20 protein-coding genes are annotated in these 23487 nt (G+C 64.5%); 16 read left to right on the forward strand and 4 right to left on the reverse strand.

The genetic code is table 11. The annotated features are described in order from the left end of the window. The first annotated feature begins 34 nt into the window (after positions 1-34). The gene (gene purH, locus QN397_RS04455) at positions 35-1642 is read left to right on the forward strand and encodes a bifunctional phosphoribosylaminoimidazolecarboxamide formyltransferase/IMP cyclohydrolase (protein ID WP_323500173.1); all 1608 of its coding nucleotides are present in this window, start codon (positions 35-37) and stop codon (positions 1640-1642) included. A gap of 210 nt (positions 1643-1852) precedes the next feature. After that, on the forward strand, positions 1853-2098 hold the full coding sequence (locus tag QN397_RS04460; protein ID WP_323500174.1) for a c-type cytochrome: 246 nt from the start codon (positions 1853-1855) through the stop codon (positions 2096-2098). A 68-nt stretch (positions 2099-2166) separates the two neighbouring features. Here the strand turns inward: QN397_RS04460 and hemL are convergent, their stop codons facing one another. Both hemL and thiD read right to left on the reverse strand, forming a co-directional pair. After that, complete coding sequence (gene hemL, locus QN397_RS04465) at positions 2167-3459, reverse strand: glutamate-1-semialdehyde 2,1-aminomutase (RefSeq protein WP_323500175.1); 1293 nt, start codon at positions 3457-3459, stop codon at positions 2167-2169. A 24-nt stretch (positions 3460-3483) separates the two neighbouring features. After that, positions 3484-4464, reverse strand: a complete 981-nt coding sequence (thiD, locus tag QN397_RS04470; protein WP_323500176.1) for a bifunctional hydroxymethylpyrimidine kinase/phosphomethylpyrimidine kinase — start codon at positions 4462-4464, stop codon at positions 3484-3486. 110 nt (positions 4465-4574) lie between these two features. Between thiD and QN397_RS04475 the strand changes: the two genes are divergently transcribed. The 6 genes from QN397_RS04475 (at position 4575) to QN397_RS04500 (ending at position 14712) form a co-directional block, all read left to right on the forward strand. Then, entirely contained in the window at positions 4575-4745 is a 171-nt protein-coding gene (locus tag QN397_RS04475) for a rubredoxin (protein WP_187053077.1), read from the forward strand. Positions 4746-4825: 80 nt separating this feature from the next. Continuing rightward, positions 4826-5224, forward strand: coding sequence for a response regulator (locus tag QN397_RS04480; protein WP_187053076.1), 399 nt, complete (start codon positions 4826-4828; stop codon positions 5222-5224). After that, positions 5224-5589, forward strand: a complete 366-nt coding sequence (locus QN397_RS04485; protein ID WP_187053075.1) for a response regulator transcription factor — start codon at positions 5224-5226, stop codon at positions 5587-5589. Before QN397_RS04480 ends, QN397_RS04485 begins: the two co-directional genes overlap by 1 nt. A gap of 16 nt (positions 5590-5605) precedes the next feature. Beyond that, entirely contained in the window at positions 5606-6139 is a 534-nt protein-coding gene (locus QN397_RS04490; RefSeq protein WP_187053074.1) for a chemotaxis protein CheW, read from the forward strand. Between the two features lie 35 nt (positions 6140-6174). Next, complete coding sequence (locus QN397_RS04495; RefSeq protein ID WP_323500177.1) at positions 6175-8529, forward strand: methyl-accepting chemotaxis protein; 2355 nt, start codon at positions 6175-6177, stop codon at positions 8527-8529. A gap of 51 nt (positions 8530-8580) precedes the next feature. Continuing rightward, positions 8581-14712 (forward strand): hybrid sensor histidine kinase/response regulator, encoded by a 6132-nt coding sequence (locus QN397_RS04500; RefSeq protein WP_323500178.1) that lies wholly within the window; start codon positions 8581-8583, stop codon positions 14710-14712. Positions 14713-14861: 149 nt separating this feature from the next. On the opposite strand, the gene QN397_RS04505 is transcribed toward QN397_RS04500, so the two are convergent. Next, the gene (locus tag QN397_RS04505; RefSeq protein ID WP_323500179.1) at positions 14862-16355 is read right to left on the reverse strand and encodes a deoxyribodipyrimidine photo-lyase; all 1494 of its coding nucleotides are present in this window, start codon (positions 16353-16355) and stop codon (positions 14862-14864) included. On the opposite strand from QN397_RS04505, the gene QN397_RS04510 reads away from it, so the two are divergent. From QN397_RS04510 to QN397_RS04540, 7 genes are read left to right on the forward strand one after another with little or no spacing between them, the layout of a single operon-like run. Further along, a complete protein-coding gene (locus tag QN397_RS04510) occupies positions 16356-16955 on the forward strand; it encodes a YqgE/AlgH family protein (RefSeq protein ID WP_323495697.1) in 600 nt (199 codons plus the stop codon). An 11-nt stretch (positions 16956-16966) separates the two neighbouring features. After that, positions 16967-17422: a Holliday junction resolvase RuvX gene (gene ruvX, locus QN397_RS04515; RefSeq protein WP_323500180.1), complete on the forward strand. Its 456-nt coding sequence runs from the start codon at positions 16967-16969 to the stop codon at positions 17420-17422. Then, entirely contained in the window at positions 17419-17916 is a 498-nt protein-coding gene (gene pyrR / locus QN397_RS04520) for a bifunctional pyr operon transcriptional regulator/uracil phosphoribosyltransferase PyrR (RefSeq protein ID WP_187053065.1), read from the forward strand. Before ruvX ends, pyrR begins: the two co-directional genes overlap by 4 nt. Continuing rightward, entirely contained in the window at positions 17916-18878 is a 963-nt protein-coding gene (locus tag QN397_RS04525) for an aspartate carbamoyltransferase catalytic subunit (protein WP_323500181.1), read from the forward strand. The genes pyrR and QN397_RS04525 overlap by 1 nt, the downstream gene beginning before the upstream one ends. Further along, positions 18875-20143: a dihydroorotase gene (locus tag QN397_RS04530; RefSeq protein WP_323500182.1), complete on the forward strand. Its 1269-nt coding sequence runs from the start codon at positions 18875-18877 to the stop codon at positions 20141-20143. Before QN397_RS04525 ends, QN397_RS04530 begins: the two co-directional genes overlap by 4 nt. A gap of 16 nt (positions 20144-20159) precedes the next feature. Continuing rightward, positions 20160-20903 carry a lysophospholipid acyltransferase family protein gene (locus tag QN397_RS04535; protein WP_323500183.1) on the forward strand — a complete coding sequence of 248 codons (744 nt, stop codon included), beginning with the start codon at positions 20160-20162 and terminating at the stop codon, positions 20901-20903. Then, positions 20866-21120 (forward strand): hypothetical protein, encoded by a 255-nt coding sequence (locus QN397_RS04540; protein ID WP_323500184.1) that lies wholly within the window; start codon positions 20866-20868, stop codon positions 21118-21120. The genes QN397_RS04535 and QN397_RS04540 overlap by 38 nt, the downstream gene beginning before the upstream one ends. Before the next feature lie 61 nt (positions 21121-21181). Here the strand turns inward: QN397_RS04540 and QN397_RS04545 are convergent, their stop codons facing one another. Further along, positions 21182-22582 carry a PLP-dependent aminotransferase family protein gene (locus QN397_RS04545; protein WP_323500185.1) on the reverse strand — a complete coding sequence of 467 codons (1401 nt, stop codon included), beginning with the start codon at positions 22580-22582 and terminating at the stop codon, positions 21182-21184. A gap of 422 nt (positions 22583-23004) precedes the next feature. Here QN397_RS04545 and QN397_RS04550 point away from each other — a divergent pair, with 422 nt between their 5' ends. After that, the gene (locus tag QN397_RS04550; RefSeq protein ID WP_187053060.1) at positions 23005-23487 is read left to right on the forward strand and encodes an MSMEG_0572/Sll0783 family nitrogen starvation response protein; all 483 of its coding nucleotides are present in this window, start codon (positions 23005-23007) and stop codon (positions 23485-23487) included.

Below are 23487 nucleotides of genomic sequence, written 5' to 3' on the forward strand. Positions count from 1 at the left end.
CAGAAGAACAAAACACGAAGCAACAAAGCACCCCATGGCACTCACCGCACTGATCTCCGTTTCCGACAAGACCGGAATCCTCGAATTCGCCCTGGCGTTGCACGCGCTCGATATCAAGCTGCTCTCGACCGGCGGCACCGCCAAGCTTCTTGCCGATGCCGGCTTGCCGGTGACCGAAGTCGCCGACCACACGGGCTTTCCCGAGATGCTCGATGGCCGGGTCAAGACACTGCACCCCAAGATCCATGGGGGCCTGCTCGCGCGCCGCGATGTGCCGGCGCATGTGGCGGCCATCGACGCGCACGACATCGAGGCGATTGATTTGCTGGTGGTCAATCTCTACCCGTTCGAATCGACCGTCGCCAAGCCCGGCTGCACGCTGGAAGACGCGATCGAGAACATCGACATCGGCGGGCCGGCGATGGTGCGCAGCGCGGCCAAGAACTGGCAAGACGTCGGCGTGCTGACCGATGCCGCGCAGTACCCGCAGGCACTGGCCGAACTCAGGGCAGACGGCAAGCTGAGCGACAAGACCAGGTTCGCTTTCTCGGTGGCCGCCTTCAATCGCATCAGCCAGTACGACGGCGCGATCAGCGACTACCTCTCTGCCATCGACTTCGACGCCAGCATCGGCCAGCCCGCGCCGACGCGTGCGCTGTTCCCCGCGCAGACCAACGGCCGCTTCGTCAAGCTGCAGGATCTGCGTTACGGGGAGAACCCTCACCAGCAGGCCGCGTTCTATCGCGACCTGTTCCCGGCGCCGGGATCGCTGGTCAGCGCGAAGCAGTTGCAAGGCAAGGAGTTGAGCTACAACAACATCGCCGATGCCGATGCGGCCTGGGAATGCGTCAAGAGCTTTGACGTTCCTGCATGCGTGATCGTGAAGCACGCCAATCCGTGCGGCGTGGCGGTCGGCAAGGATGCGGCCGAGGCTTATGCAAAGGCGTTCAAGACCGATCCGACTTCGGCCTTCGGCGGCATCATCGCGTTCAATCGTCCAGTGGACGCAGCCACCGCGCAAGAAATCAACAAGCAGTTCGTCGAGGTGCTAATGGCGCCCGGCTACACGCCCGAAGCGCTCGCGGTGTTCCAGGCGACCAAGGCCAAGCTCAATGTGCGCGTGCTCGAGATCGCACTGCCGCCGGGTGGCGCGACCGATTGGGACAATGGGCGCAACGCGGTCGACGTCAAGCGTGTCGGCTCCGGCCTGCTGATGCAGACCGCCGACAACCGCGTGCTCGCCGCGAGCGAACTCAAGGTGGTCAGCAAGAAGCAGCCGACCGCCGAGCAACTCGAAGACCTGCTGTTCGCATGGAAGGTCGCCAAGTTCGTCAAGAGCAACGCGATCGTGTTCTGTGCCGGTGGCATGACGATGGGCGTCGGCGCGGGCCAGATGAGCCGCCTCGACTCGGCACGCATCGCGAGCATCAAGGCCGAGCATGCAGGGCTGTCGTTGAAGAGCACGGCGGTTGCGAGTGATGCGTTTTTCCCGTTCCGCGACGGGCTCGATGTTGTTGTCGATGCCGGTGCGAGCAGCGTCATTCAACCCGGTGGCTCGATGCGCGACCAGGAAGTGATCGATGCAGCCGACGAGCGCGGCGTGGTGATGGTGCTCAGCGGCGTGCGGCACTTTCGGCATTGAAGCGGCATTGAAGACATGCGCCACTGGCCGGGGTGTCGAGTGCGGCCGATAGCCGGGCGATGGTGGGCGGCAGTTGCAGTTGCTGTCGCGGTTGCTGTTGTGGTGGCAGGCAGCGGGTCGGCGGTGTGGGCGCAGACAGCGGCGACGCCAACTTCTCCAGCGCCTGCAACGGCGACCACGATCGCGACCGCGTCAGTTCAAGGGCAGGCGTTGGCCAACAAATCCGGCTGCCTGTCGTGCCACGGGCTGGTCCACACGCAGGTCGGCCCGGGCTTCGCGCAGGTCGCGGCGCGCTACCGCGACGATGCAGGCGCACCGGCGCATCTGGCCGCCAAGATTCGCAGCGGCGGCGTCGGTGTCTGGGGTCGCCTCATCATGCCGCGGCAACCGCAGGTGAGCGAAGCCGATGCGGCGCTCCTCGCGAAATGGGTACTGTCGCAGCCGTCGCAGCCGTGAGCAAGGCGGACATCGGCACCGTTGGCCGATGCACAGGATCCAGCGCTTAGCTGCAGCGGCTGGCGCGCTTACCGATTTGCCAGTGTCCTGAAGATCTCGCGCGCAGACGCGATGGTCGCTGCAATGTCTTCTTCGCTGTGCGCCGCGCTGACGAACCCGGCTTCATACAAAGCCGGTGCGATGTAGACGCCGCGGTCGAGCAGGCCGTGAAACAGCGCGTTGAATTTGGCGTTATCGGTCGTCATCACCGTCGCGTAGTTTTGCGGCAGTGCATCCATCAAGAAGAAACCGAACATGCCGCCTTCGCTGTCGGCGTTGAAGGGCAGGCCCTCGGCCTTCGCAGCGGCGCGCAGGCCGTCGGTCAGCGAACGCGTCTTCCGGCCGAGCCCTTCGAAGAAGCCGGGCTTGGCCACTTCCTTGAGCGTCGCCAAACCGCATGCGGTGGCTACCGGGTTGCCCGACAGCGTGCCCGCCTGGTACACCGGGCCAAGCGGCGCCAGCTGCTCCATGATGGCGCGCGGCCCGCCGAATGCAGCCAGTGGCATACCGCCGCCGATCACTTTGCCCAGCACAGTGAGGTCGGGCGTGACGCCGAGCACGCCCTGCGCGCCATGCAGGCCAACGCGAAAACCCGTCATCACTTCGTCGAATACCAGCAGCGCGCCGTGCTGAGTGCAGAGCTCCCTGCAGCGCTTGGCGAACTCGGGCGTGGCGCGCACGAAGTTCATGTTGCCGGCGATCGCTTCGATCATCAGGCAAGCGAGTTCGTGGCCGTGGAGCGTGAAGGCTTCTTCAAGTTGCGCGATATTGTTGTATTCGAGAACCAGCGTGTGCTGCACGACTTCGGGCGGCACGCCTGCGGAAGTCGGATGCCCGAAGGTTGCGAGACCGGAGCCAGCCTTGACCAGCAACGCGTCGGCGTGGCCGTGATAACAGCCTTCGAACTTGATGATGTACTTGCGGCCGGTGGCACCGCGCGCCAGCCGCAGCGCGCTCATCGCGGCTTCGGTGCCGGAGCTCACCAGGCGCACCATTTCCATCGACGGCACCAGCGCGAGGATGGCTTCGGCCAATTCGATCTCGCGTTCGGTCGGCGCGCCGTAGGAAAAGCCGTCGAGCACGGCCTTCTGTACGGCTTCGACTACCGCCGGATGGCCATGGCCGAGGATCATCGGACCCCATGAGCCGATGTAGTCGATGTAGCGCTTGTCGTTGGCGTCCCAGAAGTAAGCGCCTTGCGCGCGCTTGACGAAGCGCGGCGTGCCGCCCACGGCCTTGAATGCGCGGACCGGCGAATTGACGCCGCCGGGGATGACGGCGCGAGCGCGCTCGAAGAGGGTTTCGTTGAGGTCGGTAGCCATGTCAGTGCTTTTCAGTGCGAGAGATTAGTGTCGGGTGTCATGCGGAGGCAGGCCGAAATCGGAGGCGTCTCCGATTTCGGGAGGGTCATCGTCGAGATCTTCTTCTTCTTCTTCTTGCGCCCAGAAGAGGCGGTCGGGAATCACGTGCCCCATGCCCGGCCTGAAGCCTGCGTCGAGACAGCGATCCATATAACTCAGCGCTTCGCCGGTGGCTGCGACCAGGTCGGTACCGCTGGCGAGCAGTGCCGCGAGCGCAGCCGACAGCGTGTCGCCAGCACCGGAGAACACGGCTTCGAGCCGCTCGTATTTCTCGCTCGCGAGCACCGATTGCGGTGACGCCAGCACGTTGTCGATGTGCTGGTCGGGCAGCATGATGCCGGTCACCAGCGTGTAGGGCACGCCGAACTCGCCCGCGGCCTTGGCGATGTCGCGCGCTCCGGGTGGCCGGTCGCCGGACCAGTCGGGTAACAGCCAGCGCCACAGGGTGCTGTGGTTTCCGACCAGAACCGTCGTCTGCGGCAACAGCAGTTCGCGGAAAGCGTCGAGGTACGGCTCGATGAGGTTCTCGTCCCACCACGACAGGTTGGGCATGTACGCCACCAGTGGTACCTCGGGATAGTCGGTCGCGGTTTCGGCAACTGTGCTCAGGATCTCCGGCGTGCCGACGAAGCCGACCTTGATCAATTGCACTTCGACGTCCTCCAGGATGGCGCGCGTTTGTTCGGCAACGGCTTCTTCATCGAACGGAAAGTGATCGAAGATTTCGGCGGTGTCGCGTGCGTAGGCGCCTGTTACGACCGGCAACATGTGGGCGCCGACGGAGGCCATGGCGAGTGCATCGCCGCCCAATCCACCGGCGCCGCTGGGGTCGCTCGCATTAAAAACCAGCACGCAGGGAGGATCCAGGCCTTCGACCTCTAGCCCCTCGTCTTCTTCGGTTGTTGGGGGGTCGTTAAGATCACCAGGAAGGCGGGCGTTCTCGGGCGGTAGTAAGTAAGTTGTCATACGCCGTTTGGTGTCACGCGATGGTGGCATATGTGAGACGTTGGTCACGTGTAATCGTGATACGCCTAGATACAATCGTTGCATTCTATGTACAGGGACTTTAAGCTGCGATGAATACGAAAACCTGGATGTGCCTGATTTGCGGGTGGATCTATGACGAAGCGGTGGGAGTACCAGAAGATGGTATTGCGCCAGGTACGGCGTGGGCAGAGGTTCCAATGAATTGGACTTGCCCGGAGTGCGGGGCGCGCAAGGAAGACTTCGAAATGGTTGAGATGTGAAGCATGGCATAGGGTCGTGCTTCCTGCGCTGAGAAGTCGGCGCAGTCGTCTTCCCGGTGTGGGTGCAACGAGGAGTGCGAATGAGCACGAGCGGGTCCGGTTACAAGGTGCTGGTCATCGATGACAGCAACACCATTCGGCGCAGTGCCGAGATCTTCCTGAAGCAAGGTGGTCATGAAGTGCTGCTCGCCGAAGATGGCTTCGATGCACTCTCGAAGATCAACGACCACAAGCCGCACCTCATCTTTTGCGACATTCTGATGCCGCGTCTCGACGGCTACCAGACCTGCGCCATCATCAAGCGCAACGCGCATTTTTCAAACGTCCCTGTCGTGATGCTGTCTTCCAAAGACGGCGTCTTCGACAAGGCGCGCGGCCGCATGGTCGGCTCGCAGGACTATCTCACCAAGCCGTTCACCAAAGACCAGTTGCTGCAAGCCGTGCAGCAGTTCGGTCTGGTTCAACAGGAAGCACCTTAATGCCGATTCACAAAGTGCTGGTCGTCGACGACTCCAAGACGGAGTTGCTGTTTTTGACCGACCTGCTCCAGAAGAATGGGTTCGCCGTCAAAACCGCAGAGAACGCGGACGACGCGATGCGCCGCCTCGAAGAAGAACAACCCGACCTCATCCTGATGGACGTCGTGATGCCCGGTCAAAACGGCTTTCAGCTGACTCGCGCCATCGCGCGCAATCCGCAATACGCATCCGTGCCCATCATTCTGTGCACCAGCAAGAACCAGGAAACGGACCGCGTCTGGGGCATGCGCCAGGGCGCTCGCGACTACATCGTGAAGCCGGTCAACGCGGCCGAACTGATGGCAAAGATCAGCGCGCTGGCCTGATCGTCCCGACGAGTCCATGGCCAACCGCGACGCCCTGCGCGCTTTCCAGTCCCGACTTGCCAGTCGTCTGCAGGCAGCGCGCACATCGGGTGTGTCTGCCTCCTGGCTCGCAGTCGAAGCAGGCGACCGCAAGTACCTGTTTCCCCTCTCCCATGCTGGCGAGATATTTCCTTGGACGCCACCGCAAGCAGTGCCCTATACCGAGCCGTGGTTCCTCGGCGTCGCCAACTTGCGCGGCGGCCTGTACGGCGTGGTGCAGTTGTCGAGTTTTGCATCGGGCGTTGCGACGCCGCTGGCCGCTACCGAATCGGCCCGTGCGCAGTCGCGCATGGTGGCCTTGAACGAGTTGCTCGAAGTCAATTGCGCATTGCTCGTCGATCGCCTGATCGGGCTGCGTGGCGTTGAAGCATTTACCGCTGCCGAGCTGCCGGGGCCTGATGCGCCCGCGTGGCTCGGGCATGCCTACACAGACGTTGCAGGAGAGCGCTGGCAGGAAGTCAACCTGCAGGCGCTGTCGCAGCAACCCCAGTTTTTGAGCATCGGCGCCTGAGGGCGTCGAGCAGACAACAACCTGAAGGACCGACCGTGAGTTCGATCGCCGACAAGTTCAAGAAGTTTCTACCTTTGCGGGAAGACGGCGTGACCGTTCACGCCAGCAACGCCGCGGCCATGTCGCTCGAGCACACCGAGACGGTTCAGCCGCCGGAAGAACGAACGGTGCTGTTGCGCCGTGAGTCCGCGAACGAGGCGGCTGCGGTGCCTGCACACGCGCCCGAACCTCCGGATACCGTGGTGTCTCCGGATGGCCACGCCGACTTTGCGCCCAGCCGTAATTTCGACGATGTGCCTGAGCCCCTGGCGGCATCGGCGGGCAATGGCACCGGTGCGCCGTTGGCGACACGCGGTGGGCTGCAACGCCAACAGCGCGTGCTGGCCGGCGTGCTGGCGGCGGTCGTGTTGCTGCTGCTTCTCGTGGCGGGTTCCGCTATTCTTCGCGCAGAGCGTTTGGCACAACAGGTGGCTTCGACTGGTCAGGCGCTGATGCAATCGCAGCGTCTGGCCAAGTCGGTTTCGCAGGCGCTGGTGGGCAACGTGCCGGCCTTCACCGAAGTGAAGGAAAGTTCGGACGATCTGGCGCGTCGCGCACAAGGCCTGACGGCCGGTGACGACTCGCTCAAGCTCGAGCGTGTCGGTTCTCAGTACGACGCGGAACTCGAAAAAATCAATCCGCTGGTCGATCGTGCCGACAAGAGCGCCAAAGCCGTGCTGGCGCAGCAGCAGATCCTGACGCAGGTCGGTGCCGCGCTTCGCAACATCAACCGCCAGTCGTCCGATTTGCTTGAAATGACCGAGACGGTGGCGTCGCTCAAGATGCAGCAGAACGCGACCGTGCCGGAGATCTCTGCTGCCGGTCAGCTGGTCATGCTGACGCAGCGGATCGGCAAGTCTGCCAATGAATTTCTGACGGTCGAAGGCGTGAGCCCCGATGCGGTGTTCCTGCTTGGCAAAGACCTGAACACCTTCCAGGAAATTACGCGCGGCCTGCTCGACGGCAATGCGCAACAACGCTTGCCCGGCTCGCGCGATGCGCAGACCCGCCAGCAACTCGAAGCCATCCTGAAGACGTATGAGCAGACGCGCGGCCAGGCCGGTGCCATTCTCGGAAACCTGCAGGGCCTGGTGGCGGCGCGCGAAGCGCAATCGATGATCTTGACCGACAGCGAACCGCTGCGCCTCGCGCTCGGCGATCTGCAAGACAAGCTGTCGCAACGCACCGGCCTGGGCGCCGGCACCCTGGTGATGCTGTTCGTGCTGGCGCTGGCGGCACTGCTGCTCGCTGGCGCGATCGGTTTCGTTCAAGTGAGAGAAGGGCGCGAACGTGCCGCTTTGGCCGAGAACGAACGGGTCGAGGCCGAGCGCATGCGCGAAGACGCGAGCCGCGTGAACGCCGCCAACCAGGCGGCAATTTTGCGGCTCATGAACGAGCTGCAAACGGTGGCCGAGGGCGACTTGACGCAAGAAGCCACGGTGACCGAGGACATCACCGGCGCCATCGCCGATTCGGTGAACTACACGGTGGAAGAACTGCGTTTGCTGGTGGGCAACGTGCAGAACACGGCGACCCGCGTGGCCGCAACGACGTCGCAAGTGGAAAGCACATCGACCGAGCTGCTGGCAGCTTCGACCGAGCAGCTGCGCGAGATTCGCGAGACCGGGCAGTCGGTCCTGACGATGGCCGAGCGAATCAACGGCGTGTCGGCACAGGCGCAAGAGTCGGCCACGGTGGCGCGGCAGTCGCTGCAGGCCGCATCGTCCGGCTTGCAGGCGGTGCAGAACGCCATCGGCGGTATGAACTCGATTCGCGACCAGATCCAGGAAACGTCCAAGCGCATCAAGCGGCTCGGCGAATCGTCGCAGGAGATCGGTGAAATCACCGAGCTGATTTCCGACATTACCGAGCAGACCAACGTGCTGGCACTCAACGCGGCCATTCAGGCGGCATCGGCCGGTGAAGCCGGCCGCGGCTTCTCGGTAGTGGCCGAAGAAGTGCAGCGGCTGGCCGAGCGGTCGGCCGATGCGACGCGTCAGATCTCGGCGCTGGTGAAGGCGATTCAAACCGACACCCAGGATGCCGTAGGCGCCATGGAGCGCTCCACGCAGGGTGTGGTCGAAGGCGCCAAGTTGTCCGACAACGCCGGCACCGCACTGTCGGAGATCGACCGCGTGTCGCGTCGCCTTGCCGAGCTGATCGAGCAGATCTCCCAATCGGCATCGCGCGAGGCCGATTCGGCCAACGTGGTGGCTGCCAACATTCAGCACATTTTTGCGGTGACCGAGCAAACTGGCGAAGGCACGCGCACCACCGCGCAACAGGTGCGCGAGCTGTCGCACATGGCTGAAGAACTTCGCCAGTCGGTGTCGCGTTTCAAGATCGCTTAAGCCGTTCGACGTCCGACGCCCGTTAAAAAAAATACACGCCGAGAAAACATCGTGTCGACCCTAAGCCCTGCCACCGCTCATGTCGCCGGCAACGCGCCGGCCACCGAAGACCTTGGACCGCTGGCCTGGGTCTTGGGTGAAATCCAGAAATCGATCGACGGCGTCAGCAAATCGCTGCGCCGTTTCTCGCGCGAATCGGGCACGGTGCCCGAGCTCGATGCCGGGCCGCTGCGGCTCGCGCGTCAGCAACTGCATCAAGCCGTGGGCGCGTTGCAGATGGTCGGTCATGCCGCGCCGGCGCTGGTGCTGGGCGCGATGGAGTTCGCCGTGCAGAGCTTCGTCGCGGAGCCGACGCGCTGCAACGAAGCCGCTGTACAAAAAATCGACAAGGCCGGTTTTGCTGTCACTGACTTTCTGAGTGCCATGTTGTCGGGCAAGACGGTGTCGCCGATCGCGCTGTTTCCGCAGTATCGCGACGTGCTCGAATTGGTGGGCAATGAACGTGTTCATCCGGCCGACCTCTGGAGCCTGCCTTTTCGCTGGGTCGACATCGAGGCATCTGACCGGCAGCCCACGCTGGTTTACGACCCGGCGGTGCGATCCAAGCTCGACCGCGAAGTGCTCAAGGTCGTCAAGACCGGCGACGACGCTGCTGCGCGTCGCTTGAGTGCGCTGTGCCTCGGGCTCGCGCGCGGCGCCACCATTTCCCGCGTCCGAAGTTTCTGGACGTTGGCCGCCGCATTCTTCGAATCGCTTTCCCTGGCCTTGATGCCCGCCGATGTGTACGTCAAGCGCGCCGCCTCGCGTGTGCTGCTGCAGTACGCCACGCTCGCCCGTGGTGACAACACCGTGTCGGACCGACTCGGGCAAGACCTGCTGTTCTTCTGTGGACAGGCCGTGCCCACCGCCCGCGACGAAGCCCTGACCTTGCGCGCCGTGCGTGCGGCCTGGGGCCTCGAAGCCGAGCAACACGTCGACTACACCGTCGAACAGTTCGGTCGTTTTGATCCGCTGGTGTTGGTGCAGGCGCGCAAACGCATCGAGGCCGCCAAGGAAATGTGGTCGGCGCTGTCGGGTGGCGACATGACCCGCATGCGGCAGGTGGCAGACACCTTCGCGCAGTTGGGAGAGTCGCTCGGCAAGCTGCATCCGCCCAGTGCACCGATGGTGCAGGCGCTGAACAACGCAGTCGAAGATTCGCTCCGCGCCGGGCAGCCACCGGCCACCGAACTCGCCATGGAAGTCGCGACCTCGGTGCTGTACCTGGAAGCGGCTTTCGAAGACCTCGACCCGCATGATCGGCAACTGACCGCGCGCACTGTGCAGCTCGCGGGTCGCATCGACCGTGCTCGTGAAGGCGGCCATTCGGAGCCGCTCGAACCGTGGATGGAAGAGCTCTACCGACGCGTGAGCGATCGGCAGACCATGGGCACCGTGGTCGATGAGTTGCGCTCCCATTTGAGCGAGCTTGAAAAATCGCTCGACCAGTTTTTCCGTCGGCCGGGCGACAAGAGTTCGTTGCGCACCGTGCCGAGCCAGCTGCTGCAAATGCGCGGTGTCTTCTCGGTGCTCGGGCTCGACCAGGCTGCGCAAACCGTGCAGCGCATGCGGGACAACGTCGACAACCTGATGGCCCGCGATTCGACCATCGAAGAATCGTCGGCCGAAGAGACGCGCAGCTTCGATTCGCTCGGCAACAACCTCGGCGCGCTCGGTTTTCTGATCGACATGCTGGGCTACCAGCCGGCGCTGGCAAAGCGTTTGTTCGTGTTCGACGCGGCAACCGGCGAGCTGAAGCCGTTGATGGGCCGGCAAGGGGCCGACTCGGTGCCCGAAGCGCCGGTGCCGGTGTCGATCGCACCTGCTGCTGCGCCCGTGTTGCACGACGTTTCGTCGCATTCGCCAGCGCCCTCTGTAACGCTTCCTGCAGCGCCGATCGCCGCCAAAGCCGCGTACGACGCCAAGCTCAGCGTGGAAGAAGTGGACGCACAAATTGCGGCCAAACTGGCTGCACTCGCAGCGCCGAGCCGCAAGAAAGTTTCCCCGCTCGAAGAGTTCAGCCGCGCCACCGACAGCTGGACCTCGAAGATCACCGGACCGGCGCCGCTCGAACATTCGATGCCCGACACCGAGGTCACCGAGCTCGAAGAAGAAGACCTGCAAAACATCTTTCTGGACGAGGCGCGCGAAGTGCTGCACAACGGCCTGGCCGCGGTGTCTGCATTGCGCCGCGACGCGGCCGAAGGCGGAGAACTGACCGTGCTGCGCCGTGCGTTCCATACGCTCAAGGGCAGCTCGCGCATGGTCGGGTTGATGGACTTCGGTGAAGCCGCGTGGGCCTTCGAGCAGGTGCTGAACACCTGGCTCGCAGACCAGCGCGCCGAAACGCCGGAATTGATCGAAGGCACCGGCAGGGCGCTGCAGGATTTCGCGAAGTGGGTCGAGGCCGTTGCCTCCGGCGAACCGCACAACTGGCAAGCTGTTCCTTTCCGGACAATGGCCGAGGCGCTGCGGTCGGGCGAGCCGATCGCGGCAATGCCGACGCGTGCGGCCGACGCCGATGCGCTGGCTATTGCGGCGCGACAGATCGCTGCCGAGCCGCCGGCTGCAGCGACAGCAACGCCGAGCGAGCCCGACGCATTGATGCCGGAATTGCCGGATCTCGACTTCCTCACAACGGCCTACGACGCGCCGCTGGAGTTCGATTTCTCGAAGCCTGCGTCTGCCGAGGAAGCTGGCAAAGAAGCCAAGGACGCCGCCGAAGATCGTCCGGCTGCACCGCGGCTCGACCACTCCGACGACGACTTCGCATCGACCGACTTTCTCGATTTCGACGCCAAGCCGACGCAGTTCGATCCGGCGCCAGAGTGCGATCGCGAGCGGGTTGACGACCCGGCTTTTTTCCTCGGCAACGACGAGATCGATTTCTTCGCGACAGCCCAGTCGCCGTTGGAGCCGAGCCGCGAAACGACGGCCTTCTCGGCGCCCCGCGAGTTCGGCGAATCATCGACCGCGGAATTCGAGCGCGGCGTCGAACCCGTGTTCAGTCCATTGCTGTCCGGGCCCTCCGACGAGCCGTTGCTCAAGTCGGCCGGCGAGCCCTCCATGGCGCTGCCAGTTGAGATCGTGCCGCCTTCCGTCTATATCGATGCGGCCAATGCCTCGGGCGCCGACGATGCGGTCAAGGCGATCGGCCCGCTGCGCATCGGCATCGCGCTCTACAACGTCTATCTGAACGAAGCCGACGAATGGTCCCGCCAGCTCGCCAATCAGGTCGGCGAGTGGGCGATGGAGCCGCACACGCAAGTGGCCGACTCGACCATCGGATTGGCGCATTCGCTCGCGGGCAGTTCGGCCACCGTCGGCTTTCAGAGCCTGTCCGGCATGGCTCGCCTGTTCGAAGCGGCGTTGCAGCATCTGCACATGCAAGGCAGCGGCACCGAAGCACAAGGCGCGGTGCTGGTCGCTGCGGCCGAAGAGCTCCGGCGCCTGCTCCATCAATTCGCTGCTGGCTTCCTGAAAGAGCCTGCCGATGAAACCGTCAAGGCCCTGCGCGAAGTGGCTGAGTCGCTGATGCCGGTAGAGCCTGTGGAGGCCAGGGTCGAACAGGTCTTCGCTCCCGCAGAGCACGCCGATCGCCCCTCCGGCTTCTCGGCCTCGACCGAAGCCGACTCAGCAGCCCATGTGCCCAACGTCGCGATGGAGGATTCTGAAGACGCGATCGATCTGGCCGACGCGGTCGATGTCGACCTGTTCCCCATCTTCGAAGAAGAGGCGGCAGAGCTTCTTCCGCAACTCGGCACCGCGCTGCGCGAATGGGCTCAGCGGCCCGATGACACGGCGCCGCGGGCGTCGGTGCTGCGCACGCTGCACACCCTGAAGGGCAGCGCGCGTCTGGCTGGCGCCATGCGCCTGGGCGAGCGCGCGCACCGCATGGAATCGGAGATCGAGTACGTCGGCAGCGCTGGCGCCGATGCCGCATCGGTCGAGCGTTTGCTGGGTCGCTTCGACGGTCTGCAAGCTACTTTCGATGCCCTGCGCGCGGAGGATGCGGCAACGCAGGCGGAGATCGCACAGAAGGCCGCGACCGCTGCGGCGATGCCGCTGGTCAGCGCTGCCAAGCCCGCCGAGCCATTGCCGAACGCGGCTGACGAAGCCGGCGCGGATCCGTTCTCCGAAGGAATCGACACGGTCGAAGCGGTCGAAACGGTCGATACGGTCGAAACGCCTGCGCTCGCCAAAACCAAGGCTGCACTGCCTACGCCGTCTGCGCTGGTGCCGTTGCGCGCCTCGTCGACCCAGCAGGTTCGCATCCGCACGCAACTGCTCGATCGTCTGGTCGCGCAGGCCGGCGAGGTCATCATCACGCGCTCGCGGCTGGAAGCCGAGCTGGGCCAGTTGCGCAGTTCGCTCGGCGACCTGACCGGCAACCTGGACCGCTTGCGTCAGCAGTTGCGTGACATCGAAGTGCAGGCCGAAAGCCAGATGCAGTCTCGCTTGGCCCAGGCCAAGGATTCGCAACAGGGCTTCGATCCGCTCGAGTTCGACCGCTTCACCCGCGTGCAGGAACTGACCCGCATGATGGCCGAGTCGGTCAACGACGTGGCCACGGTGCAGCGCACGCTGCAGAAAACCGTGCAGGCGACGGAAGACGACTTGAGCGCGCAGGCACGGCAAACCCGCGAGCTGCAACGCGGACTCTTGCGCACGCGCATGGTCGAGTTCGAGGGTCTGTCCGACCGCCTTTACCGCGTGGTGCGGCAGGCCTCCAAAGACACCGGCAAGCAGGTGCGCCTCGACATCACCGGTGGCACGATCGAGATGGACCGCGGCGTGCTTGAACGGATGACGCCGGCGTTCGAACATTTGCTGCGCAACTGCGTGGCCCACGGTATCGAAGACGCTGCCGTGCGAGAAAAGGCCGGCAAGGATGCCAGCGGCCTGATCCTCATCGACCTGCAGCATGAAGGCAACGACGTGTCGGTCACCTTCAAGGACGATGGTGCGGGCCTCGACCACGAGCGCATCACCGCTCGCGCCCTCGCACTCGGCCTGATCGAGGAAGGCCAACAGCTTTCGGTGGACCAAGCATCCGAGATGATTTTCAAGGCCGGTTTCTCCACGGCAGATCAGGTGTCGGAACTGGCGGGCCGGGGCATCGGCATGGACGTGGTTCGCGCGAATGTCGCCGCGCTCGGCGGTCGCATCGAAACGCGCACTGCGACGGGCACCGGCACGAGCTTCAAGCTGGTGCTGCCGCTCACCACCGCGGTGACACACGTGGTGATGATGCGGGCCGGCGCGGTGTCGATCGGCGTGCCGTCGAGCCTGGTCGAACTGGTGCAGCGCGTGGGTGGTTCCGACGTCGAGTCGGCCTACCTGACGCAGAGCTACCCGTTCGGCAGCGAGCAGGTGCCGTTCTACTGGGCGGGTGCGTTGTTGCAATCGTCGGCACGCAGCGAGCGGGCACCGGGCAAACACAACACCATCGTCATCGTGCGAAGCGCGGCGCAACGCGTGGCGCTGCATGTGGACGAAGTGCTGGGCAACCAGGAAGTCGTGGTCAAGAACCTTGGCCCGCAACTCTCGCGGTTGCCGGGCATGGCGGGCATCTCGGTGCTGGCATCGGGCGCGGTCGCGCTGCTCTACAACCCGGTCGCGCTGGCGGCGGTGCATGGCGAGCTGGCACGGCAGCTGCAGGCTGCGGGTGGCGTTGGTGCGGAAGGAGCCCGTGTGGCGGGCTCGGCCGAAGGCGGTACGGCGCAGGTCGTCATGTTGCCGCAAGCACCCGCGCAAGTGCCTTTGGTGCTGGTGGTCGACGACTCGATCACCGTGCGCCGCGTGACGCAGCGCCTGCTGCAACGCGAAGGCTATCGGGTCGCGCTGGCGGCCGATGGTCTGCAGGCACTCGAACGATTGCAGCAGGAGCGGCCCTCGGTCGTGCTGTCGGACATCGAGATGCCGCGGATGGACGGTTTCGACCTGGCGCGCAACATTCGCGCCGACGAGTCACTGGCCGACCTGCCGATCATCATGATCACCTCGCGCATCGCAGAGAAGCACCGCGACCACGCCCGCACGTTGGGCGTGAACCACTACCTCGGCAAGCCCTACTCGGAAGACGAGTTGCTGCGACTGGTGCGCAGCTACACCAGCGAGCCTGCGCTGGCGGCCCCCGCCTGAACCGTACGAAAGCGCAGCCAGCCCGGTCCTCACCAGATCGATCTGGCGCGTGCAGCCGATCTTTTCAATCGGCACCGAGACTGCAACCTTTCGTGCAACATAGGAAAGCGCCCGCACACAGCGAGGCGGCCTCGCCGGGCTGCGCCGGCTCAGCTTGCGGACACCGCCTTGCTGCGCACCACGCCGTAGCGCTGCAGCGTGCGTTCGCGCGCCTCGGCGTGGTCGACGACGGGTTTCGGATAGCCCTCGCCCAGCACGATGCCGGCGGCTTCGAGCTCCACTGGCGTGGCATTCCATGGCGCGTGGATCGACGTGTTCGATAGCTTTGAAATCTGAGGCAAATAACGCCGGATGAACTTGCCTTCCGGGTCGAAGCGTTCGCTCTGTGTGACCGGATTGAAGATTCGAAAGTAAGGTTGCGCATCGCAACCGCTGGAGCTCGCCCACTGCCAGCCGCCGTTGTTGGAGGCGAGCTCGAAGTCGTTCAGGTGCAGTGCGAAGTAGGCCTCGCCACGGCGCCAGTCCAGTCCCAGGTCCTTGCACAGAAAGCTCGCCACCACCATGCGCAGCCGGTTGTGCATGTAGCCGGTCTGGTTGATCTGCGCCATGGCCGCGTCGATCAAGGGGTAGCCGGTTCGGCCCTGGCACCAGGCGTCGAAGAGCCCGTCGGCATGCTTGCCGTGATGCCAGATGATTTTGTCGTACTCGGGTCTGAAGCTCTTGCCCTCGCCAATGCGCGGGTTGAACGCCAGCACCTGAAAGTAAAAGTCGCGCCAGATCAGTTCGCTGAGCCAGGTCGCGGCCCCGACGTCGCCTTGCAGCGCGAGTTGATGTGCCACGCCGGCCAGTTGCCGGATCGACACCGTGCCGAAGCGCAGATGAACGCTCAGGTAGCTCGGGCCGCGCACCGCCGGAAAGTTGCGCGACGCGTCGTAGCGGTCGATGCGCTGAAAGAAGTCGTCGAACAGCGCTGCGCCGCCCTGGGTGCCGGTGGGGATTTCGAGCTCGGCGAGGTTGGTCTTCTCGAAGCCGATGGCCTTCAACGTCGGTACGCCGGCACGAAGCGATTCGGGCGGCGGTGCCAGTGCATCGACGTAGTGGCGTACCGGATACGGCTTCAGATAGAAAGCTTCGAGCTTGGCGAGCCAGGCGCGCTTGTAGGGCGTGAACACGGTGTACGACTGACCGGTCTTGGTGAGCACCTCGTCGCGCTCGAAGATGGTCTGGTCTTTGTAGGTGTGATACGTGACGCCGGCGTTGGCCAGCGCGCCGAACACCTTGGCGTCACGTTCGAGCGCTGCCGGCTCATCGTCGCGATTCGCGAACACGGCCTGTACTTCGAGTGCGTGGGCCAGCGCCGGGATTTCGTCGGCCGCGACCGCATGCCGAACGATCAGCCCGCTGCCCAGGGTACGCAGCTCCGCATCGAGCTCCACCAGCGATTCGCGGATGAATTCGACCCGTCGATCGGCGCTCGGCAAGGCGTCGAGGATGGCCCGATCGAACACGAACACGCACAGCACCTGCCGGCAGCTGCGCAGTGCGTGATAGAGCGCTGCGTTGTCGTCCACGCGCAGATCGCGACGGAACCACATCAGCCCTTTGGGATAGGCTTTGTCGACGGCCAGTAAAATGGGAGGCATATGGCTTCTGATTCTGCCCCGATGAACCTGACGCATCATTTCCTGATCGCGATGCCCGGTCTGGCAGACAAGGCATTCAGGCGCAGCGTGATCTACCTGTGCGAACACAGCGAACGCGGCGCGCTGGGCCTCGTGATCAACAAGCCCAGCGACATGAATTTGAAGGGTCTGTTCGAAAAGATCGAGCTGCATCTGAGTCGACCCGAACTGGGTGAGGCGCCGGTTTTCCAGGGTGGCCCGGTGCAGACCGAACGTGGCTTCGTGCTGCACGAGCCGGTGTTCGCGGAAGGCGACAAGCCCGAGGAGTCGGTCTATGCATCGACCATGACGATTCCGGGTGGCCTTGAAATGACGACGTCGAAAGACGTGCTCGAAGCGCTGGCGACCGGCGCCGGGCCGCGCAAGGTGCTGGTGTCGCTCGGTTATGCGGCCTGGGAGCAGGGGCAGCTCGAGTCCGAGCTGGCCGAGAACAGCTGGCTTACCGTCGATGCCGATCCGGCGGTCATCTTCGACACGCCGATCGAGCAGCGCTACGACCGCGCGCTGTTGTTGCTGGGGCTGGAAGCCTGGAAGCTGTCGCCCGACGCCGGTCACGCCTGAGCGCTTTGGTCATGTCGAACGAGCCAGCCAACACAGCCTCATCCCGTGACGTTTCCGCTCCTTCTGCTGACCCGGTCCCCTCGCATTTTCAGAGCTTCCTGGCCTTCGATTTCGGCTTGAAGCGCACGGGCGTCGCTACCGGCAATCGCCTGCTCAAGACCGCGTCGCCGCAGGCCACCATCAAGGCCGAAGGCGATGCCCGCTTCGTTCAGGTCGAAGCCCGCATCCGCGAATGGCAGCCCGATGCACTTGTCATCGGCGTGCCATTTCATCCCGATGGCGCAGCGCACGAGAACACGCGTCGTGCTCAGAAGTTCGCACGCCAACTGCACGGACGCTTCAAGCTGCCGGTGTACGAAGTCGACGAGCGCTACAGCACGACCGAGGCGCTCGCGTCCGGCGCGCGCGATGCCGATGCCGCCTCCGCCTGCATCATCCTGGAGCAATTCCTGAGGAGTCTTTCTTGAACACGATCCCCGACGCCGAGGCGCTCTACACCGCGCTCACATCCGGCGTAAAGCAGCTGATGCGGCCCGAGACGAGGCTGGTCGGCATCACTTCCGGCGGCGCCTGGCTGGTGGAGCGGCTGCAAAAAGACCTGGGCCTGCCCGGCGCCCCCGGCGTGATCTCGTCGGCCATGCATCGCGACGACTTCGCACGCCGCGGCCTGGCTGCGAGCGCGCAAACCGCGTTGCCGTTCGAAGTGAACGGTGCCGATGTGCTGCTGCTCGACGACGTGCTCTACACCGGCCGCACCATCCGCGCGGTGCTCAACGAGCTGTTCGACTTCGGGCGTCCGGCCTGCGTGCGGCTTGCGGTGCTGGTCGACCGCGGTGGGCGTGAACTGCCGGTGGCAGCCGACTTCGCAGCGACGCATTTGACGTTGCCGGACACCCAACTCCTGGCTTTGGCACGCAGCGAATCAGGCGTGTTCAGCTTGCAAGTTGAGGCCACTCGCTGATGCTCTACAAACGCAATCCGCAGCTCAACAAGAACGGCGAACTCATCCATCTGCTGTCGATCGAAGGGCTGCCCAAGAGCATCCTTACGCACATCCTCGACACAGCCGCCAACTTCACCAGCGTGAGCGACCGCGAGGTCAAGAAGGTCCCGTTGCTGCGCGGCAAGAGCGTGTTCAACCTGTTCTTCGAGAACTCGACGCGCACTCGCACCACCTTCGAGATCGCGGCCAAGCGGCTGAGCGCCGACGTCATCAACCTCGACATCGCGCGCTCGTCGGCGACCAAGGGCGAGTCGCTGCTCGACACCATCGCCAACCTGAGCGCGATGGCCGCCGACCTGTTTGTGGTGCGGCACGGCGAATCGGGCGCGCCGTACCTCATCGCGCAACACGTCGCGCCGCATGTGCATGTGATCAACGCCGGCGACGGCCGCCATGCGCATCCGACGCAGGGGCTGCTCGACATGTACACGATCCGTCACTACAAGAAAGACTTCACCAACCTCACGGTTGCGATCGTCGGTGACGTTCTGCACTCGCGCGTGGCGCGCTCCGATATTCACGGCCTCACCACGCTGGGTTGTGCCGAAGTGCGGGTGGTCGGCCCCCGGACGCTGGTGCCCGACGACATGGCCCAGATGGGCGTGCGCGTGTGCCACACGCTCGAAGAAGGCATCAAGGATTGCGACGTCGTGATCATGCTGCGCCTGCAAAACGAGCGGATGAGCGGCGCGCTGCTGCCGTCGAGTCAGGAGTTCTTCAAGACCTACGGGCTCACGCCGGAGAAGCTTCGGCTGGCCAAGCCGGACGCCATCGTGATGCACCCGGGGCCGATCAACCGCGGTGTCGAAATCGACTCCGCTGTGGTCGACGGCAGGCAGAGCGTGATCCTGCCGCAGGTCACTTTCGGTATCGCGGTGCGCATGGCGGTGATGAGCATCGTCGCGGGCAATGAAGCATGAACATCCTCATAACAAACGGCCGCGTGATCGATCCGGCAGCGGGCTTCGACCAGCGGGCCGACGTCGCGCTGGCCGACGGCAAGGTCTCCGGCATCGGCGACGTTTCCGGCTTCAAGGCCGATCGCACCCTCGATGCCGCAGGCTGCATCGTGGCGCCAGGCCTGGTCGATCTCGCAGCGCGCCTGCGCGAGCCCGGCTATGAGCACGAGGGCATGCTCGGAAGCGAGATGGCCGCGGCGGTCGCGGGCGGAGTGACCAGCCTGGTCTGCCTGCCCGATACCGACCCGGTGCTCGACGAGCCTGGCCTGATCGAGATGCTGCGGTTTCGCGCGTCCAAACAAAACGGCGCACGCCTGTTTCCGCTGGGCGCCCTCACCCGCAACCTGGCCGGCGAAGTGCTGACCGAGATGGCCGCGCTGACCGAAGCCGGCTGCATCGGCTTTACCCAGGCCGACGTGGCCCTGGCCGACACGCAAGTGCTGCAGCGCGCGTTGCTCTACGCGAGCACCTTCGGCTACACCGTATGGCTGCGCCCGCAAGACCGCGACCTCGGCAAGGGTGTCGCGGCCAGCGGCCCGCTCGCGACGCGGCTCGGCCTGTCCGGCGTGCCGGTGGCGGCCGAGACCATCGCGATCTTCACCATCGTCGAACTCATGAAGAGCACCGGCGCACGCGTGCACCTGTGCCGGCTCTCTAGTGCGGCCGGTGTGCAACTGGTGCGCGAAGCCAAGGCGGCCGGCCTGCCGCTGACCTGCGACGTCAGCATCAATTCGCTGCTGCTGATAGACACCGACATCGGCTACTTCGACAGTCGCGCGCGGCTCAACCCGCCGCTGCGCCAGCAACGCGATCGCGATGCGTTGTCGGCAGGGCTGGCCGACGGCACCATCGATGCGCTGGTGTCCGACCACACGCCGGTCGATGCCGATGCCAAGACGCTGCCCTTCGCTGAGAGCGAAGCGGGCGCGACGGGGCTCGAATTGCTGCTGCCGCTGGCGCTGCAATGGGGTGAGCAGAGCGGTGTCGGGCTCATGCGCGCGTTGCGCGTCGTGACATCGGCGCCGGCCCGACTGCTGACTGCAGCCGGCGCCGGCCAGTTGACGACAGGCGGTGTGGCGGATATCTGTGTGATCGACCCCGAGATCGAATGGCAGGTGCAGCCCGAGACGCTGCGCAGCCATGGCAAGAGCACACCGTTTGCCGGCTACGCGCTGCGAGGACGGGCGCGCCATACGCTCGTCGCCGGTCGCCTCGTTCACGGCTGAAGCGCCGACTTCGCGCATGCGTCAACTCTCCGCTTCCTGGAAATTGCTTCGCGCCGTCGGCCATGCGCTCGGTGGCTGGTGGACCATTCGCTTCAAGTTTCCGGCAATGACCCCGGCGCAACGCGAGACGGCCGTGCAGCAGTGGGCAACGCGCATGCTGGCGCTCATGGGAGTGCAGCTCACGGTGCAAGGCACGCCACCTGCGGGCGGGCCGGTGCTGCTGGTGTGCAATCACCTCTCGTGGCTCGACATCCTCGCGATCCACGCGGCACGCCACGTGCGCTTCGTCTCGAAAGCTGGCGTCAGGCATTGGCCGCTCATCGGCATGTTGTCGACCGGCGCGGGGTCGCTCTATATCGAGCGTGAGCGGCGACGCGACGCGCTGCGCGTGGTGCATCACATGACCGACGCGTTGCGCAAGGGCGACCTGATCGCGATCTTTCCCGAGGGCACGACCAGCGATGGCCACGGGTTGTTGCCGTTCCATGCCAACCTGATGCAGGCCGCTATCTCAGCCGATGCGCCGATCCAGCCCGCTGCGATTCGCTTTGCCGATGCCGCCACCGGCGAGACCAGCCAGGCGCCTCGCTACATCGACGACGACAACCTCGTCACCTCGTTGTGGAACACGCTGACGGCACCGCCGTTGCTGGCCATCGTCCGGTTCGGCGAGCCGCAATCGGCGTATGGACGGGAGCGGCGCAGTTGGGCGAAGTCGCTGCATGAAGACGTTCAACAACTTCGTCGCGAAACGTTCTGACCAAAAAAAAGCGCCCCGAAGGGCGCTATGGAACGACGCCAGAGAGGCGCCGGGAGGAGGAACCTGTCGAATCTCAAAAGACGCCGAAAACCTTCAGACCGATGATGACGATGAGCGGGACGCCGCACAGCCAAAGGATGATGCTTTTCATGAAGGTCTCCGTGTGTTGGTGAGCCACGACCTTAGTGGTCTGCCCTGGGCCTTTGCTGCCGGATAACGCATCCCGCGCACGTCGGCGTGTGCCTACAGGCGGTCAGGGCTGGGCGCGAGTCCGTGCCTTAGGTCACCGTTGCGTGCGGATGCAGCGGATGCGTCAGCGTATCGGCGACCAGCCGCAATGCCTGATCGCATTCTTCGCGCGACATCGGCCCGCCGAGGCAGATGCGCACCGCGTCCGGCGGCGCGCCGTCGGTAGAGAAGGCTGCGCTCGCGACCACGCCGACGTTCTGGCTGCGCAGGTACGAAGCGAATTCGACGGTGCTCCACGCCGAGGTCAACGGCAGCCACAAATGAAAGCCCTCGGTCTGTTGATCGGAGCCGTTGATGCCGTGGTCGGCCAGGTGCTTGACCGCCAGCGCCTGGCGCGCGTTCGATTCGTTGCGCACCGCGACCAGCATTTCGTCGGCGGTGCCATCTTCGACCCACAGCGTGGCGAGCGCGTTGGTGATGGGCGAGGCCATGACGGTGGTGGCACGCAGCGCGCCAGCCAGGCGTTGCGATTGCCGCGCGTTGGGCGAGCGCACGTAGGCGTTGCGCAGCCCCGCACCCAGCGTCTTCGAAAAACCGGTGATGTAGTAGGTGAGGTCGGGCGCCAGGCTGGCGAAGGTCGGTGGTACCTGGCGCGGAATCATCGCGTAGGCGTCGTCTTCGATGATCGGAATGGCGTAGCGCAAGGCGATGTCGGCCAGCGCTTCGCGACGCGCGCGAGAGATCGTCGCGGTGGTCGGGTTGTTGAGGGTCGGGTTGACGTAGAGCGCCTTGGGCTTGAGCGTTTTGCAGGCGTGCTCGAAGGCATCGCCCATCGGGCCTTCTTCGTCGAGCTGCAGCGCATGCAGCTGGATGCCCAACTGCGTCGAGATCGCCTTCACGCCCGGATAGGTCAGCGCCTCGACGCAGATCAGTTCGCCCGGTCGTGCGAGTTGCGAGAACACCGCCGCCAGCACGCTGTGGATGCCGGGGCACACCAGCATCTGGTCGAGCCGGCAATCGGGTACGCGCGGCCGCAGCCACTGCATGCCGGCCTCGCGGTCGCGCACGGAGCCGCCGAAGTCCTGGTAGCGCAGCAGATCCCACAGGTCGGAATCGGCCATCACGCGAGCGGCGCTCTCGTGCATGCGTCCGAGCAGGCCGGCGTCCTGCGGCTCGGGCGGCAGGTTCATCGTCATCTCGGCACCGCTGCCGCCGCGCAAGGGCAGCGCGGGGCTGCTGCCGCGTATGAAGCTGCCGGTGCCCGAGCGCGAGTCGATGAGGCCGCGCTTGCGCGCCTCCGCGTAGCCGCGCGCCACGGTCGTGTAGTTGAGCCGCAAATCGACCGCGAGGTCGCGCAGCGTGGGGAGCTGGTCGCGCGCCGTCAGCCGGCCTGTACGGATGTCGTCGGCAATCAGGTCGGCGAGGAACAGGTAGGCGGGCTTGCTGCTCGTGTCGAGCTTGCGCTGCCAATGCTGCGAGAGTTTGGTCATGTGTTGCTCATGGCGGGTTCACGGTGAGTTGATCGCATCCATTGATTGCATCGGATGCGATCGGTGAATGCGATTGGCGGACGCAGGTTCCGTGCCGACCAAAACGAGTCTTATGCGGCTTAGGTGAGCGATCAATGCCTCGAACGTGTGCATTCAAGTCCATTGATCGGGTGCATTGATCGCATCGAAAGCGCATCAACGGTGTGCATGGCGAGGCCTCGAAGGCTGTCTGCAGGGCGCATCCAGCCATTGAAAACAGTGCCTGAAATTCTTTCGAGGTCGCGGATGGCGCACTGCTATTGATTGATTGCAGGTTGATCGCATCCACACGGGTTTCGAGTGGCACAAAGCGTGCGAATTCGAAGGGCGAGCAGCACATCGTCCCTCTCGTTTTTCAGTCCACTTTTCAACCGGAACACACCATGCCCAAAGTCACCAAAGCACCGAACGTCACTGGCGATCACCTTGTCGACTACGAAGAAAAAGTCTTCGAAGACGTCAAGGCTGAACCGGGCGAGAAGGCCCTGGTCACCTTCCACACCGTCGCCTTCGAAGGCTCGATCGGTTTCGTCAATCTGCTGCAGGCCACGCGGCTGAAGCGCAAGGGTTTCGACACCACCATCCTGCTGTACGGCCCCGGCGTCACGCTCGGCGTGCAGCGCGGCTTCCCGACGCTGGGCGACGAGGCTTTCCCCGGTCATCAAAACTTCAACAAGCAGATCACCAAGTTCATGGAAGAGGGCGGCAAGGTCTACGCCTGCCGCTTCGCGCTGCAGGCCCTGTACGGCCATGGCGAAGGCTCGCTGATTCCGGGCATCGTGCCGATCAGCCCGCTCGACGTGCTCGACATCGTGCTGCTGCACCGCAAGGCCAACGCCTTCATCCTCGACACCTGGACCCTGTAA

The sequence above is a fragment of the Variovorax sp. RTB1 genome (assembly GCF_035018765.1).
Taxonomy (GTDB): Bacteria; Pseudomonadota; Gammaproteobacteria; order Burkholderiales; family Burkholderiaceae_C; genus Variovorax.